Annotated in this window: 18 protein-coding genes; 12 read left to right on the top strand and 6 right to left on the bottom strand. The window is 66.9% G+C overall.

Going from position 1 to position 15,844, the window contains the following annotated elements; all coding sequences use genetic code 11:
* Positions 1-28 precede the first annotated feature (28 nt).
* The 3 genes from U4Z64_RS22055 to U4Z64_RS22045 form a co-directional block, all read right to left on the bottom strand.
* Positions 29-1,282 carry a DUF2957 domain-containing protein gene (locus U4Z64_RS22055; RefSeq protein WP_321821081.1) on the bottom strand — a complete coding sequence of 418 codons (1,254 nt, stop codon included), beginning with the start codon at positions 1,280-1,282 and terminating at the stop codon, positions 29-31.
* 71 nt (positions 1,283-1,353) lie between these two features.
* Complete coding sequence (locus U4Z64_RS22050; RefSeq protein ID WP_321821080.1) at positions 1,354-2,967, bottom strand: DUF2957 domain-containing protein; 1,614 nt, start codon at positions 2,965-2,967, stop codon at positions 1,354-1,356.
* 623 nt (positions 2,968-3,590) lie between these two features.
* Positions 3,591-3,887: a cupin domain-containing protein gene (locus U4Z64_RS22045; protein ID WP_321821079.1), complete on the bottom strand. Its 297-nt coding sequence runs from the start codon at positions 3,885-3,887 to the stop codon at positions 3,591-3,593.
* Between the two features lie 417 nt (positions 3,888-4,304).
* On the opposite strand from U4Z64_RS22045, the gene U4Z64_RS22040 reads away from it, so the two are divergent.
* From U4Z64_RS22040 to U4Z64_RS22030, 3 genes are all read left to right on the top strand, one after another.
* On the top strand, positions 4,305-5,249 hold the full coding sequence (locus U4Z64_RS22040) for an ABC transporter ATP-binding protein (protein ID WP_124485130.1): 945 nt from the start codon (positions 4,305-4,307) through the stop codon (positions 5,247-5,249).
* A gap of 5 nt (positions 5,250-5,254) precedes the next feature.
* On the top strand, positions 5,255-6,025 hold the full coding sequence (locus U4Z64_RS22035) for an ABC transporter permease (RefSeq protein ID WP_044844386.1): 771 nt from the start codon (positions 5,255-5,257) through the stop codon (positions 6,023-6,025).
* Between the two features lie 145 nt (positions 6,026-6,170).
* On the top strand, positions 6,171-6,872 hold the full coding sequence (locus U4Z64_RS22030) for an MBL fold metallo-hydrolase (RefSeq protein ID WP_321821078.1): 702 nt from the start codon (positions 6,171-6,173) through the stop codon (positions 6,870-6,872).
* Between the two features lie 49 nt (positions 6,873-6,921).
* Here the strand turns inward: U4Z64_RS22030 and U4Z64_RS22025 are convergent, their stop codons facing one another.
* Positions 6,922-7,152 (bottom strand): hypothetical protein, encoded by a 231-nt coding sequence (locus tag U4Z64_RS22025; RefSeq protein ID WP_044844388.1) that lies wholly within the window; start codon positions 7,150-7,152, stop codon positions 6,922-6,924.
* Positions 7,153-7,407: 255 nt separating this feature from the next.
* On the opposite strand from U4Z64_RS22025, the gene U4Z64_RS22020 reads away from it, so the two are divergent.
* Positions 7,408-7,854 (top strand): YciI family protein, encoded by a 447-nt coding sequence (locus U4Z64_RS22020; RefSeq protein ID WP_321802238.1) that lies wholly within the window; start codon positions 7,408-7,410, stop codon positions 7,852-7,854.
* Positions 7,855-8,092: 238 nt separating this feature from the next.
* Positions 8,093-8,524, top strand: coding sequence for a YciI family protein (locus U4Z64_RS22015; protein ID WP_044844390.1), 432 nt, complete (start codon positions 8,093-8,095; stop codon positions 8,522-8,524).
* A gap of 67 nt (positions 8,525-8,591) precedes the next feature.
* Here U4Z64_RS22015 and U4Z64_RS22010 read toward each other — a convergent pair whose 3' ends face one another.
* Positions 8,592-9,188, bottom strand: coding sequence for a TetR/AcrR family transcriptional regulator (locus tag U4Z64_RS22010; RefSeq protein WP_124485126.1), 597 nt, complete (start codon positions 9,186-9,188; stop codon positions 8,592-8,594).
* 180 nt (positions 9,189-9,368) lie between these two features.
* Between U4Z64_RS22010 and U4Z64_RS22005 the strand changes: the two genes are divergently transcribed.
* The 7 genes from U4Z64_RS22005 (at position 9,369) to U4Z64_RS21975 (ending at position 15,310) form a co-directional block, all read left to right on the top strand.
* Entirely contained in the window at positions 9,369-10,139 is a 771-nt protein-coding gene (locus U4Z64_RS22005) for an alpha/beta hydrolase (protein WP_321821077.1), read from the top strand.
* Positions 10,140-10,231: 92 nt separating this feature from the next.
* The gene (locus U4Z64_RS22000; RefSeq protein WP_321821076.1) at positions 10,232-11,038 is read left to right on the top strand and encodes a DinB family protein; all 807 of its coding nucleotides are present in this window, start codon (positions 10,232-10,234) and stop codon (positions 11,036-11,038) included.
* Positions 11,035-11,766, top strand: a complete 732-nt coding sequence (locus U4Z64_RS21995; protein WP_321821075.1) for an alpha/beta hydrolase — start codon at positions 11,035-11,037, stop codon at positions 11,764-11,766. The genes U4Z64_RS22000 and U4Z64_RS21995 overlap by 4 nt, the downstream gene beginning before the upstream one ends.
* Before the next feature lie 146 nt (positions 11,767-11,912).
* The gene (locus U4Z64_RS21990; RefSeq protein ID WP_185500329.1) at positions 11,913-12,761 is read left to right on the top strand and encodes an alpha/beta hydrolase; all 849 of its coding nucleotides are present in this window, start codon (positions 11,913-11,915) and stop codon (positions 12,759-12,761) included.
* Between the two features lie 144 nt (positions 12,762-12,905).
* Positions 12,906-13,805 (top strand): LysR family transcriptional regulator, encoded by a 900-nt coding sequence (locus U4Z64_RS21985; protein ID WP_321811451.1) that lies wholly within the window; start codon positions 12,906-12,908, stop codon positions 13,803-13,805.
* Positions 13,806-13,901: 96 nt separating this feature from the next.
* Positions 13,902-14,228 carry a carboxymuconolactone decarboxylase family protein gene (locus U4Z64_RS21980; protein ID WP_059466882.1) on the top strand — a complete coding sequence of 109 codons (327 nt, stop codon included), beginning with the start codon at positions 13,902-13,904 and terminating at the stop codon, positions 14,226-14,228.
* Between the two features lie 74 nt (positions 14,229-14,302).
* Positions 14,303-15,310 carry an aldo/keto reductase gene (locus U4Z64_RS21975; RefSeq protein WP_321821074.1) on the top strand — a complete coding sequence of 336 codons (1,008 nt, stop codon included), beginning with the start codon at positions 14,303-14,305 and terminating at the stop codon, positions 15,308-15,310.
* Between the two features lie 227 nt (positions 15,311-15,537).
* Here the strand turns inward: U4Z64_RS21975 and U4Z64_RS21970 are convergent, their stop codons facing one another.
* Positions 15,538-15,768: a hypothetical protein gene (locus U4Z64_RS21970; RefSeq protein ID WP_124666872.1), complete on the bottom strand. Its 231-nt coding sequence runs from the start codon at positions 15,766-15,768 to the stop codon at positions 15,538-15,540.
* Positions 15,769-15,844: the final 76 nt, after the last annotated feature.

Below are 15,844 nucleotides of genomic sequence, written 5' to 3'. Positions count from 1 at the left end.
GCGCCGCCGTGTCTCCATCCATGCGCGGTTACTGCACGAACGCACCGACCGTGAAGTACGGATTGCGCGTATCGGCCATGTCGAGCAACCCGAACACGCCGCCGGTGAACACGAACTTGCCGGTCGCCGGCCCCGCCGCCGCGTCCGCGTGGACGGTCGTCACGACGCCCGGCACCTTCTGCGTGTAGTCGAGGTTCAGCGCGCGCGTGAGCGCGGCCTGCGATGCGTTGAACGGATCGAGCAGCGTCGCCTGCGCACCGACGAGCGCGGTCGCGCGATAGTTGAACGCACTGTCGACGCCCGTGTACTCGCCGTTCTGCGAGCCCTGCGCGATCGCCGCCTGCGGGCTCAGGAACGAGATGCCCGATTCGTCGTCGGCGCTCGGCGGGCCCTGCGTGAGGTCCGCGTTCGCGGCGCCCGTGCGGATGAAAACCGGCACGAGCTGGTTGCGCAGCTTGCCGACGATCAGGATCCCCTTGCCGGCCTTCGCCGGATCGAGCGCGGCGAGCGTCGGCGCAATCTGCGGCTGGTAGTTCAGCGACTGGAACGCCGGGGCGTCCGGGCGCAGCGTGAATGGCTGGTTCACGGTCGCGCTCGACGCGAGCGGCTGGCCGCCGTTCTTCTTGCCGAAGTTGTCGGTCTCGACATAGCTGCCGTCCGCGTGGATCGTCACCTGCTGGTCGAGCGCCACCGGCTGGAAGTTCTGCGACGGCACCTGGTGGTAGCCGAGCTGGTTGTACGTGCCGGCGATCTTCGACAGATCGGTTTCGAGCGACGAGAAGCTGATGAACGGGTAGTACGGGAATGTCGTCTTCGGAATCCTGCCGACACCGATCACGCCGTCGAACTGGATCGTCGCGCCGGGAATCGCGCCGCCCAGCACACCTTCACCAAGGAACAGGCGCGCCGGACGGCTCGGGTCGAGGCTCGCGTTCTGCATCCGGAACGTGCACTGGTTCAGCTTCACGGTCGGCAGGCCCGTTTCGTCGGCCAGCGTGCCGTCGACGACGTTGGCCGGCGCGGTGTCGCGCGTCGGTTGCACGGTGCCGGTGGTGGTCGGCACCGGCGAGGCGAGGTAGGTCATCCGGTACGTCATCTTCGTCGTGTCGAGCTGCACCTTCACGAGTTCGCCCGAACCGGAGCCGCCGACGAACACCGTGCCGTAGTCGATGGCCTGCGGGCACAGCCGGACCACCGGTGCGGGCGGCGGGTCGCCATCACCGCCGCAGGCAGCCAGCGCGGGCGCGAGCGACGCCGCGGCTATCCAATACTTCACATTCATAGGATTCCTCTTGAATTTCGATTCGCCGGCGGCAACGCGTGTGCCGCCGGTGTTCCGGGTTCAGTCCGCGGTTACTGGACGAATGCGCCGACCGTGAAGAACGGATTGACCTTGCTGTTGTTGACGACCATCGCGTACACGTTGCCGGCCGTCACGAGCCAGCCCGTGTCACCCTTGCCGAAGATCGCCACATTGCCGTTCGCCCCCTTCGCGTCGAAGTCCTGCGAGGCCGTGACCTTGATCTTGCCGGGCGTCGCCTGCGTGTAGTCGAGCGCGAACTGCGATGTGACCGACGACGTCTGCGGATCGATGAACGCCGCGGTGGCGCCCTGGAACAGCGTCGACGTATAGTTCGCGGCCATCGTCGACACGGCGGTGCCGTCGTTGCAGCTGCCGGCCTGCGCCAGGAAGAAAGTGCCGTCGAAGGTGCCGGGCAGATCCGGATGCGGGACGTTGTTGTTGAAGCTCGGCCCCGACGTCGCGATCGCGAACGTCGCGGTACTGGGTGCCACGACGCCGCATGCGGACGCGCTCGTTGCGCCGATGAACCCGCCTTTCAGCGAATTCGCGCCGACGGCCGTGGTCCGCGACAGCATCGAGATCCCCACCTCGGCATCGGCGACCGATGCCAGCAGGTTGCTCGCGTCGATATGCGTGTAGCCCACGCGAATCACGATCGGCACCAGCACGCCGTTCAGCTTGCCGACGATCATGATGCCCTTCGCCTGACTCGGCGCGACGATGACGATTGCCGAGCCCTGCCCCGCGAACGGATAGATGAGGTTTCCGCCCGCCTTCGCCACCGGGTGGCTCACGAACACGTTGTCGGACGAACCGTCCGTATTCTTGCGCAACGCCCACGGCGTCCCGGTGGTCTGGCACGAGTAGTCGCTGCCCGCCGTGATGGTGCACGAGCCGTCGGCATTGAACGTCTGGTTCCAGTTGACGACATCGGGTTGCCAGCCGACGGCGCCTGTGCTGCTCTGCGCGCTGCCGCCGACCGGCGACAGGTGGATGCCGAGTTCGTTGTAGTTGCCGGCGACCTTCGAGAAATCGGTTTCGGTGTCGGTGAAGCCGATGAACGGATAGAAATCGAAGGTGCGCGACGGCACGGTGCCGAGCACGACGCCCGGGAACGGCTCGAGACCGGCGAACGCGATCGTCGCGCCCGGAATCCCGCCGCCGACCACCCCGTTGCCGACGAACAGCATCGGCGGGTCCGCGCGATTGATCGTCACCGCATACGCGCCGTCGCTCGTCGCGCCGCTGTCGAGCACGAACGCGCAGCGGTTCTGCTCGGCGGTCGGCAGATTGGCCGGATGGTGGAACGCGCCGCTGATCGTCAGGCCCGCACGCGTGTCGTTGACCTGCCCCGCCGACGTCGGCACGGACGACTCGATGAACTGCATCTGATACGTCAGCTTCGTCGTGTCGAACTTCACCTTCACGTATTCGCCGCTGCCGGCGCCGCCCGTGTAGGTCGTCGTGTAGTCGAGCGAATCCGGACACAGCTTCTTCACGACGGGCGGCGTCGTCTCGGCGCCGCTCGGCCCGCATGCGCTGCCCGAGCACTGCGGCACGTTGATCGGGCCCGGATCGTCGCCGCCGCCGCAACCGGCGACGAACGGCAGCGCCAGCACGGCGCACGACAGGATCGCCTTCCGCCATTCAGGAATGCAAAACATCAACCCCTCCTTTTGAGGTACGACAGGTCTCGTCCGGACGGGCTGCGTGGCCCGCCGGTTGGTATCGCGCCGCCGCGACGGCGCGCGGCGCATGACGATGCGCGCAATGCGCGCCGCGTTGCCGGTCGGGCAAAGGTGATCAGGACCGCCGCGGCAGGCAAGCGCTCTCCGGCGGCGCCGTCATGCGGCACGGCACCGTCGGAGCAATCGAAACGGGAAGTGGAGCGTCGCTACAGCGGCAACGCGATGTGATGACGCAGGCACGCGACTCGCGTCGCGCCCGCATCCGGCGAAAAGCAGCAAAACGGCCGTCCGGCCGGCCCCTCGGAAAGGCGTCTCATGGTGTGGTCTCCATACGTACGCTTGATTCGTTATCGTGATGCGTCGTTGGTCGAGACTATGATCGGACGATACGCACAAGTAAATGGATGCAGAGTTCCAAACGCGCCGGACCGCGCGCGCCTAGTGCGAGCAGGGCGTTTGACAATTTTTCAAACGGCCTTCATTTTATTTGCTCAGACAAATACCGGGGCTGTACAACGCGCGTTCGAATAAGGGCGGCCGACCCGCGCGAGGCCCCGGCGTGCGGGCCTCAGGCGGGCCGCACGCACGAGGGCGCACGCTCACACGTCGATGATCGCAAGCGTGCCGTGGCTGCCCGGCAGCACCGCGTGACGCGTGCCGGCGACCGCGAGATACATCTGTCCGGCCTCGACCACGACCGTCCGCGCGTCGACCTCGAGCATCAGCCTGCCGTCGAGCACCAGCAGGCCCTCGTTGTAATCGTGCACTTCGGCTTCGTACGGCTGCGCGTCCATGCGCAGCACCTTGATCCGGGCCGGGCCGACTTCGCCGACGATCGTGGATTGCCATGCGACGGCCTGGGCCGCCGCGACGGACTTGAAATCGATCAAAGACATGCGCACCGCTCCTGGGACGTGAGAGGAACGCATTATCGCGAGCGCGGCGCACGCCGTCCCGGTACGGCGCGGCGTCGACCGGGCAGCACAGTCGTGCCGGCCGCCAAGCGCTCACGCGAGCGTCATCCGATTGCCCGAAAACCGTGCGCATTGTTCACTCGATTCCAATAAAGCATCGCTTTATTGAGCCAAACGCGCGCATTTCACGCAAATCGCGCACCGGCATCGCATGTCCTTGCCGTCGAAATGCATTTCCATCTTCCGATTGCTAATATGGCGGTCCTGCGATCCCGCACCACAACGCCGTTCGACATGACGCCCGTTCGCCATGCCGCCCCCGCCCCGCCGCTTCGCTGCGGCGGCTCCGGGCACGCGCGGCGCGCAGCGTCGGACCGACCGGCCGTGCCATCCGTGAGCATGCAACCGATCCTTTCCGTCTCCGACCTCTCCAAGACATACGCGTCCGGCTTCCAGGCGCTGAAGCACGTGACCCTCGACATCCGCCCCGGCGAGATCTTCGCGCTGCTGGGCCCGAACGGCGCGGGCAAGACCACGCTGATCGGCTCGATCTGCGGCATCGTCACGCCGACCGAAGGCCGCGTGACGGTCGGCGGTCACGACATCCGCGACCAGTACCGCGCCGCCCGCGAAATGATCGGCCTCGTGCCGCAGGAGCTGACCACCGACGCGTTCGAAACCGTCTGGGCGACGGTATCGTTCAGCCGCGGCCTGTTCGGCAAGGCGCCCGATCCCGCGTACATCGAGAAGACGCTGAAGGCGCTGTCGCTGTGGGACAAGCGCGACAACAAGCTGATGACGCTGTCGGGCGGCATGAAGCGCCGCGTGATGATCGCGAAGGCGCTGTCGCACGAGCCGCGCATCCTGTTCCTCGACGAGCCGACGGCCGGCGTCGACGTCGAGCTGCGCCGCGACATGTGGAAGCTGGTCGACTCGCTGCGCGAAAGCGGCGTGACGATCCTGCTGACCACGCACTACATCGAGGAAGCCGAGGAAATGGCCGACCGGATCGGCATCATCCTCGGCGGCGAGCTCGTGCTCGTCGAAGAGAAGCGCGAGCTGATGCGCAAGCTCGGCAAGAAGCAGCTGACCGTGCAGCTCGAGCATCCGCTCGCGACCGTGCCGGCCGATCTCGCCGCGTTCGGGCTCGAGCGCGCGGACGACGGCAACGCGCTCGTCTACACCTACGACTCGCAGCGCGACGACGCGAGCATCGCGACTCTGATCAACGCGCTCGGCTCGGCCGGCATCGGCTTTCGCGACCTGCATACGACGCAGAGCTCGCTCGAGGACATTTTCGTCAGCCTGATCGACAACCGCCGCAACGGCGCACAAGGGGCCTAACGCACATGGCGAACATGAATTTGCATGGCATCCGCGCGATCTACCGCGCCGAAATGGCCCGCACGCGCCGCACGCTGATGCAGAGCATCATCGCGCCGGTGATCTCGACGTCGCTGTACTTCGTCGTGTTCGGCTCGGCGATCGGCTCGCGCATCAGCGACGTGAACGGCATCGGCTACGGGTCGTTCATCGTGCCGGGCCTCGTGATGCTGTCGCTGCTGTCGCAGAGCATCTCGAACGCGTCGTTCGGCATCTACTTCCCGCGCTTCACGGGCACGATCTACGAGATCCTGTCCGCGCCCGTGTCGTACTGGGAGATCGTGATCGCCTATGTGGGTGCGGCCGCATCGAAGTCGCTGCTGCTCGGGCTGATCATCCTCGCGACGGCCGGCCTGTTCGTGCCGCTGCACATCCTGCATCCGTTCTGGATGGTGCTGTTCCTCGTGCTGACGTCGATCACCTTCAGCCTGTTCGGCTTCGTGATCGGCATCTGGGCCGACAGCTTCGAGAAGCTGCAGCTCGTGCCGCTCCTGATCATCACGCCGCTCACGTTCCTCGGCGGCAGCTTCTATTCGGTGGACATGCTGCCGCCCGCGTGGCGCATCGTCACGCTGTTCAACCCGATCGTCTATTTGATCAGCGGCTTCCGCTGGTCGTTCTACGGGCTGGCCGACGTGCACGTGGGAATCAGCCTCGCGGCGACCTCGCTGTTCCTCGCGATCCTGCTTGCAGTCGTCGCGTGGATGTTCCGCACCGGCTACAAGCTGAAAAACTGACGCGGCTCGGCCAAGGGGTCGCCCCGGTTCGCGGATCCGGGGCCGCGCTGCTAGACTGGATCGGAAGATCGACTGCTGCCGTCTGCCGCACCGCAACCCGCGACGCGCGGACGGCCCGGCTCCCTTCCCTGCGCGAGGATCCCCGATGAGCGCCTCCCGAATCGACGTCGTCCGCGACGGCCTGTTTCGCGCCACGTCCTACGTCGAAACGCTGAACCTGAGCTTCAGCCAGTTCTTCGTACGATCGACGCACGGCGACGTGCTGTGCGTCGAAACGGGCACCCGTTCCAATTTCACCCAACTGAGCGCGGCACTCAACACCATCGGCATCGCGCCGTCGATGGTCAGCAGCGTGATCGTCCCGCACTTCGAGGCCGACGAAATGGGCGCGCTGCCCGACTTCCTCGCGGCCAACCCGGCGCTCGTCGCGTACGGGCATCCGATGTGTACCTGGGGGCTTGCCGACGTGTTCGGCGTGCATGCGGTTCCGCTGACGGACGGTGAACCGAGGACGCTGTCGGGCATCGACGTCGTGCCGGTCTTCACGAAACACGTGCATCAGTGGGATTCGCTCGTGGTGTACCTGCCGGCGTACAAGGCGCTGCTGTCGTCGGACATCCTGATGCGCTTCGGCCGCGAGGATGCCGACGATCCGCTACCCGCGATCCTCGACGCGATCACGCGCTCGGACTACCTGCCGTCGCTCGCGCACCTGGCGAGCGCGCTGCGCCGCATCCAGGCGCTCGATCTCGACATCATCCTGCCGATGCACGGCCCGGCGATCACGCACGACATTGCGCGCGTGATCGCCGGTGTGATCGCGCATTGCGACGCGGCCGCGGCATAGCGCACGCGCTGTCGCGTGCGGCAGCCGGCAGTCCGTCGCCCGTCGCCGGTCAGGCGCCGGTCACGACGAATTCGGCGGACGCCTTGCTCTGGACCGCGGCCATCACCGCGAGTTCGCGCTTGCTGCGCGGCTCGCCGGCCACGACGCCCGTCGCATGCTTGGCCTTCGCGCCGAGCGGAAAGAACACGAACGACGCGCCGGCCGGCGCATCCGGCTCGGCCCGCAGGCGTTTGTTCAGAATCTTCAGGTACTTTTTCTTCGAGACTTCCTTCGTTGCCATGGCGCCCTCCGCATGAACGTAATGCAGACCAGCATACCAGTTTTGACCGGCGGCTCCAGCGCGCCGCGGCATGATCGACCCGTACCGGAATCAACCGGCTTGCGCGACTCGCCGCGTCATCGGGCATCGAGATTTTTTTCGCGCGATGTCGATTCGCGCGATCGTCGCGCGTCGTAGTGTCGTAACCGATCGATTTGCCGTCCGCATGGCCGGCCGGTCGCGGATCTTCCCTTTCCCGTTCAAGGAGTCACAACGATGCGCGTCATGGTAATCGTCAAGGCAACGGCCATTTCCGAATCGGGCGCAATGCCCGATACCGAACTGCTGGCCGCGATGGGCCGGTACAACGAGGAACTCGTGAAGGCCGGCGTGATGCTGGCCGGCGAAGGGCTGCACCCGAGTTCGCGCGGCAAGCGCGTGCACTTCTCCGGCAAAGACCGGACCGTCATCGACGGCCCGTTCGCCGAAACCAAGGAACTGATCGCCGGCTACTGGCTGTGGCAGGTCGACTCGATGGAAGAAGCCGTCGAATGGGTCAAGCGCTGTCCGAACCCGATGCCGATCGAATCGGACATCGAGATCCGCCAGGTGTTCTCGCCCGAGGATTTCGGCGCGGAATTCACGCCCGAGCTGCAGGAGCAGGAAGCGCGGCTGCGCGCGCAACTCGGCGACGGCCCGAAGGCGCCGCCGGCGGGGAACTGACGGATCGCACTGACTTGCCCGTCGGGCGGGCCGCCTCGCAGCCGTGCGCGGCGGCCCGCCCGGAAAGTCTCGGGTCGATCGCGCCCCGGCACCGCGCCACCCGCCGTTCCAGCCTGCCCTTCGGCGCTTTTTTTCACCTCCGTTGTCGATTTCCCTGCTTGCCGGCCGTCCTGATGTCGTAAGCCCGTTCGCCTTCCGGCGGACGATCATTCGACCACCCCCCCAAGGAGATACGACCATGCGCGTCCTGGTAATCGTCAAGGCCACCGCCGATTCCGAATCCGGCCGGATGCCCGACCCTGAAATGTTCGCTGCGATGGGCCGCTTCAACGAGGAGCTGGCGAAGGCCGGCATCCTGCTGATCGCCGACGGCTTGCAGCCGAGCATGCGCGGCAAGCGCGTCCACTTTGCCGGCAAGAACCGCACCGTCATCGACGGCCCGTTCGCCGAAACGAAGGAGCTCGTCGCCGGCTTCTGGCTGTGGCAGGTGAAATCGATGGAAGAAGCGGTCGAATGGGTGAAGCGCTGCCCGAATCCGATGCGCGGCGACTCCGACATCGAAATCCGCCCGCTGTTCGAAGCCGAGGACTTCAGCCCGGCATTCACGGCCGAACTGCAGGCGCTGAAAGCGACATTGAGCGCGCAAGCCGAGGCCGGGAAGCGCACGTAAGCCGTGTGGCGTCTGGCGACTCCACATGACCGCCGGGCGCCTTCGCTACCCGCCGACGCGGCACGGCTCACGCGCGGTTGCGCGGCACCGCGAGCCGCTCGACCGCCCCAGCGGTCACGTCCCTGAACATCCCGGCATTGCCGTACGCCCGCGCGGCAAGCATCGCGCCATAGACCAGCGACACGAACGTCGCGGCCTCGGTCTGCACCGACACGCCCGGCTGCACGACGCCGTCTTTCACCCCGGTGTCGAGCACGCGCACCAGCCACGCCGCAAGGTCGTCGAAATGCGCCTTCACCGCCCGCGCGACTTCGTCGGGCAGCGCCGGCAACTCCGCGCCGAGCATGCCGGCGACGCAGAACGGCGCGCTGTCGTCCGCGATGCAGCGTTCCCAGTAGCCGATGTATGCGCGCATCTGCACCAGCGCGTCGGCACCGCTCGCGTCGAGCAACGCCATGTCGGCATCGAATTTCGCCTGCGACTGCTGCAGCACGGCGACCGCCAGATCCGCCTTCGTCGGAAAGTGGTGGTGAATGCTCGCCTTCCTGATGTCGATCGCGTCGGCGATGTCGGCATAACTGAACCCGCTGTAGCCGCGCCGCATGATCAGTTGCCGCCCGGCTTCGAGTATGCGGCCCGCCGTACTGTCCCCCGATACCGTCATTTTGCCTACCATCTAGTCGGATGAAAAACATGGATAGTTTACCTCCCTGAGATACTCTTTTCCAGCCGTGATTTCTTCTTGCACGTCATCCTACCTACTAGTAGGATGACTTCATCGACGGAACAAGACGCCTGTCGATATCCGACGGTTCCTACCCTGTCTTCCTTCTGGAGAATGAAAATGAAGCGCTTTTCCCAAGTCCGCCAGATCGCCGCGGCACTCGCCCTGACCGCCGCCGCACTCGGCTCGCATGCGGCCGTCGCCGCCCCCGTCAAGAACGTCGTGCTGGTTCATGGCTACTTCGCCGACGGCTCTGGCTGGCAAGCCGTCTCGAACATCCTGACACGTGACGGCTACAAGGTTTCCGTCGTGCAGCAGCCGGAAACGTCGTTCGAGGACGACGTGAAGGCGACCCGGCGCGTCGTCGACGCGCAGGACGGCCCGAGCATCCTCGTCGGCCATAGCTACGGCGGCGCGGTGATCACCGAAGCCGGCAACGACGACAAGGTCGCGGGCCTCGTCTACGTGGCAGCATTCCAGCCCGACACCGGCGAAAGCCCGCTCGAACTGACCAAGAAGACGCCGCCCGCGACAAAGGCGATCAAGGCCACCGAAGACGGCCATCTGTATTTCGACGAAGCGTCGTTCCATGCCGACTTCGCGGCCGACGTGCCGGCCGCCCAAGCGAAATTCATGGCGATCTCGCAAGTCACGCCGGCCGCGCAGTCGTTCGGCGTGCCGATCACGCACGCCGCATGGCGGACGAAACCGAGCTGGGCGGTCGTCGCCACCGCCGACCGCGCGATCAACCCCGAGCTCGAACGCTTCATGACGCAACGCGCCGGCAGCAAGACGATCGAACTCAAGTCGAGCCACGTCGCCTACATCTCGCATCCCGCTGAAGTCGCGAAGCTGATCGAACAGGCAGCCCGGGGCACCGGCAAGGAGTAATGCAGCGCGTTGCCCGAAGCGCTCCGGTTGACGCCGTCGGCCCAGTAACGTATCGTTTTGACACGTTACTGGGCCGACAAACGCTTTCCATCATGCATTCCCGTTTCGACCGTTTTCGCGCGACGCCGCTCGGCGCGCAACTCGAAGCGCTGATCGCGCGGCCTGAGCGCTATGTCGAATTCGCGGCGCTGTCGCGTGTCGGCGTCGCCGCGATCGGCGCGATCCAGCACGAAATCGCGCACAAATTCCCCGAAATCGAAGCCGATACGACGGCCCGGCAGTTCTGCGGCGCGATGGTCGCCGACGTGATGCGCCGCCACGGGCATGACGTCGTGCAGGCGCGCGGCCGGATCGGCGGCGCGCTGTTCAGCTACGGCGCGGTATTCAGCGCATTTCCACGGGTGCTGCCGTTCGCCGACGTCGTCGTCGAGCTGGCCGCGATGCCTGCGCGGATCGCCGCGTATGCCGCGCACCTTCCCGCCGCGCTCGTAACGCGCCGCCCGGCCGGCACGGGCTTCTCGCTCGTCGAGCACGCATGCCACCTGCGCGACCTCGACGCGGTGTTCGCCGAACGCATCGAAGTCGTGCGCGCGCACGAGTTGCCGGTGATCGCCTCCGTCGACGGGACGGCGCTCGCCGCGCAGCGCGACTACCTGGCACAGCCGCTCGACGACGCGCTTGCCACGTTCCACGCCGGGCGCGCCGCGCTGTGCGCGACGGCCGCCGCGCTGCAGCCACCGGAACTCGCGCGCTGCGGGTTGCGCGACGGCATCCGCCGGATGTCGCTCGACGAACTCGTGCGCGAGCTGCTCGACCACGATCGCACCCACGTGCTCGAACTCGACGAACTGCTCGCCGGACTCGAATTGCCGCCCTTTCCGTCGTCGACCGTCCAATGAGCCTGCCCACCCCGCCCGTCGTCTTCGTCCACGGTTTCATCGGCACGTTCGACGTGCCCGCATGGCCCGGCCCGCATCTCGCCCCCGACCTGCTCGGCTACGGCGTCCATCGCGACACGCCGGTCGACGCGATCACGCTCGCCGCGCAGGTCGAGCATCTGCGGCAGGCTGTCGACACGCACTACGGCGCGCAGCCGGTCGATCTCGTCGGTCACTCGGTCGGCGGCGCGATCGCGATGCTGTTCGCCCATGCCCATCCGGCGCGCGTGCGCCGGATCGTCAACGTCGAAGGCAACTTCACGCTCGACGACGCATTCTGGTCGGCGTCGGTCGGCCGCATGTCACCCGCGCAAGCCGACGCGATGCTCGACGGCCTGCGCAGCGATCCATCCGGCTGGCTGCGCGGCGCGATCGACGAACCGTCGCCGCGCCAGCTCGACGATGCGCGCCGCTGGCTCGCGCATCAGCCGGCGTCGACGCTGCGCGCGATGGGACGCTCGGTCGTCGCGACGACGGGCGAACCCGGCTATCTGCAGCTGCTCTCCGAAGTTTTCGAGCGCCATCCGGTGTGGCTCGTCGCCGGCGACCGCTCGCGCGCGGGCTGGCACGTGCCGGACTGGGCGCTCGCGCGCTGCGCCGGCTTCGAGACGATCGCCGGCTGCGGGCACCTGATACCGGCCGAGCGGCCCGCCGCGTTCCGGGAGGCGCTGGCGCGCTGCCTCGGCTGACGCGCGCGGCCGCCGGACTGCGCGCCGGCCACCTGACAACTCGTAGGATTCGCCGAAATTTGGCTGAAAGGCACGGTTGCTAGAGTCGCCAAACAGGGTTTTCCCGATGCCCGACTGCCGAACGGAAACGACACATGCGAGGCTCCATGAACCTGATACGCACGTTCTGGCTACTGCTGCTGCTCGCCGTCGCGGGCCCGGCCCTCGCCTTTCAGACGCGGGTCGTCGCGATCCCGAGCGCGGCGATGAACGAGACGCTGAAGGCGACCGTCGTGCTGCCGGACGACTATGCGCGCCTGCGCCACGGGCCTGAACGCGCCGTCGAGCGCTTTCCGGTCGTCTACCTGCTGCACGGCTCCGGCGGCGACCACACCGACTGGACCGCGAACACGCGGATCGCCGCGCTGGCCGATCGCCATCACGTGATCCTGGTGATGCCCGACGGCGGACACGAAAGCTGGTACATCGACAGCCCGTTCGACTCGGGCAGCCGCTACGAAACCTTCGTCGGCGACGAAGTCGTGTCGTATGTCGACATGCACTTCAGAACCATCGCGACCAAGGGCGCACGCGCGATCACCGGGCTCAGCATGGGCGGCTTCGGCGCGCTGCGCATCGCGCTCGACCGGCCCGACACGTTCGGCGCGGTCGGCAGCATCAGCGGCGCGGTCGATCCGCGCTGCTGCGAGGACGAGCCCGGCATCGACCACGTGTTCGGCGATCCCGTCCGCCATCCGTCGTTCTGGAACCGCAACGCGATCGTCGAAAGCGCGCGCGCGTTCGTCCGTGCGCATCTCGACCTGACGATCGACTGCGGTCGCGACGACTCGTTCGTCAGCTCGAACCGCACGCTGCATCAACGACTCGTCGCACTCGGCGTGCCGCACGACTATGCGGAGCGTCCGGGCGGTCACACGTGGGACTACTGGGCGCACGCGATCCGCTACCAGATGCAGTTCTTCGCGACGTCGTTCCAGCACGGCGGCTACGCGTAGGATCCGCCCACCCGCGTCGCGCGCCGTCCGGCCGGCGTGACGCGGACAGCCCGACGCGCATCGCGCTGCCGCGCCCGTGGGTCGTCGCAGCACGCGACGGACCCGATGGTAGGATGCGCAGGCATCGACCACCCGACTTCCTCCATGCCGCGCGACAACTTCGCGGACCTGCTCGCCTTCATCGCCGTCGCGCGCGAGCGCAGCTTCACGCGCGCGGCCGCCCGGCTCGGCGTGTCGCAATCCGCACTCAGCCATACGATCCGCTCGCTCGAGACGCGTCTCGGTGTGCGGCTGCTCACGCGCACGACGCGCAGCGTGGCGCCGACCGAAGCCGGCGAACGCCTGCTGCTCAACCTCGCGCCGCGCTTCGACGAAATCGAGGCCGAACTGTCGGCGCTCGCGGAACTGCGCGACAAACCGGCCGGCACCGTGCGCATCAACGCGACCGACTACGTGATCCGCACGCTGCTGTGGCCGAAGCTGTCGCCGATCCTGCGCGACTACCGCGACCTCAAGGTCGAGTTCGTAACCGACTACGGGCTGTCCGACATCGTCGCGGAACGCTTCGACATCGGCGTGCGGCTGGGAGACCAGGTCGCGAAGGACATGATCGCGGTGCGCATCTCGCCCGACCTGAAAATGGCGATCGTCGGCGCGCCCGCGTATTTCGCGCAACGCGAGCACCCCGCGACGCCGCAGGATCTCGTCGCGCACGACTGCATCAACCTGCGGCTGCCGACGCACGGCGCGCTGTACGCGTGGGAACTCGCGCGCGGCGACGACACGCTGCAGGTGCGCGTCGACGGCCAGGTCACGTTCAACGGCACCTATGAAATGCTCGACGCGGCGCTCGCAGGCTACGGCCTTGCGTACGTGCCGGCCGAACTCGCCGCGCCGCACGTCGGTGCCGGCAGGCTCGTCAGCGTGCTCGACGACTGGTGTCCCACCTTTCCCGGCCACCACCTGTACTACGCGAGCCGGCGGCAATCGTCGCGGGCTGTCGCGCTGATCGTCGACGCGCTGCGCCATCCCGGCCATTCATGAACCGGTTCGATAAGTGCATGCGCATTCCTGGGGATTATCGATAGGCGCGTCGGTGGCTACCATCGTCGATGTCTTCCACGTCCTCCGGAGCCCTCGATGTCCGAACCGACTTCCGCCGCGCGCCAGGCCTTCGGCGCAATCGCGCCGGCTCTCGCCGACTACACCGACAACGTGTTGTTCGGCGACGTGTGGCAGCGCCCCGGCCTGTCGCCGCGCGATCGCAGCCTGATCACGGTCGCGAGCCTCGTCGCGCTGTATCGTGTGAACGAACTGCCGTTCCATCTGAAGAAGGCGCTCGACAACGGCATCACGCGCGACGAGCTGATCGAGGCGATCACGCATCTCGCGTTCTATTCGGGCTGGCCGACCGCCAGTTCGGCGCTACCGATCGCGAAGCGCGTGTTCGACGAAGCAGGCGTGTGAGCGCCACATCCGGACCGCACGCTCATTCAACCGACTTCAATCGACGCGGGCGCTCGCCCGCATGGAGCTTCACCATGGATTACCGCTATCTCGGGCGCAGCGCGCTGAAAGTGTCGCCGCTGTGTCTCGGCGCGATGATGTTCGGCGGCGAGACCGACGAAGCGACGTCGACGCGCATCATCGACAAGGCGTTCGATCAGGGCATCAACTTCATCGACACGGCCGACGTCTATCACGCCGGACGCTCGGAACAAATCGTCGGCCGTGCGATCGCGCGACATCGCGACAGCTGGGTCGTCGCGACGAAGTTCGGCTTTCCGGCCGGTCCGGACGCGGGGCCGAACCGTCAGGGCCAGTCGCGCAAATGGATCTACGAATCGGTCGACGCGAGCCTGAAGCGGCTCGGCACCGATTACATCGATATCCTCTATTTCCACCGCGCGCTGACCGATGCGCCGCTCGATGAAGGGATGCGCGCGGTGGCAGACCTGATCCGGCAAGGCAAGGTGCGCTACGTCGGGCTGTCGAACTTCAAGGGCTGGCGCATCGCCGAGATCGTGCGCCTCGCCGACCAGCTCGGCATCGATCGCCCGGTGGCGAGCGAACCGCTGTACAACCTCGTCGATCGCACGGCCGAGGTCGAACAGTTGCCGGCGGCCGCGCATTACGGCATCGGCGTCGTGCCGTACAGCCCGCTCGCGCGCGGCGTGCTGACCGGCAAATACGCGCCCGGCGCGCAGCCGCCCGCCGATTCGCGCGCGGGCCGTGGCGACCGGCGCATCCAGCAGACGGAATGGCGGCCCGAGTCGCTGCACATCGCGCGGCAGGTGGCCGAACACGCGGCCGCGCGCGGCACGACGTCGGTCGCGTTCGCACTCGCGTGGGTGATGAAGAACCGCATCGTCAGCTCGACGATCGCCGGGCCGCGCACCGAAGCGCACTGGGACAGCTACATCGATGCGTTGACGCTCGAACTCGGCCCCGACGACGAACGCTTCGTCGATTCGCTGGTGCCGCCCGGACATGCGTCGACACACGGATACACGGATCCCGGCTATCCGGTCGAAGGGCGGAAGGTTTGATGTTCGTCTGATGAAACCGGGTGCGCGCCGCCCGACCGCATGATGCGACGCGTGCAATGGCAGGTTGGCGGAGGATGAGCGACTGACATGCCGGACGTTGTCGTCCGGCGAGCTGGTACGTCGGCACGCCGACGAACGTCGAATGACGCGGCGAAACGATCAGAACGACAAACGGCAGACGACCGCGGCCGAAGCGAAAGCAGAAGCCGCGAATTCAGTTCAGTTGTTCAGTTGCCGTGCGCGGCGTCGGCGCCCACCACGCGATCGAAGAATTCCTGCGCACGCGCCAGTTCGTCGAGCGCGCGATCGAGGCGCGACATCGCAAGTGCATAGTCGGCCGACGAGATGTCGTCGTCGCTTTCGCCGCGCACGGCGCGAAACGCCTGGTCGACGTTGCGCGTCGCCTCGACGAAGCGTTGCGCGGCCCGGGCTTCCCGCGAACAGGTGTGGGTCGACATCGACACTTCTCCCTCAGGGTTGCTGTGTGAAGCAAGCCGACGCCCAGTGTGCGTGGTGCGCATGTCGGCGGCGTGA

Source organism: Burkholderia sp. BCC1996, assembly GCF_905339955.1.
GTDB lineage: Bacteria > Pseudomonadota > Gammaproteobacteria > Burkholderiales > Burkholderiaceae > Burkholderia.
This window is presented reverse-complemented; position numbering and strand designations above follow the sequence as displayed.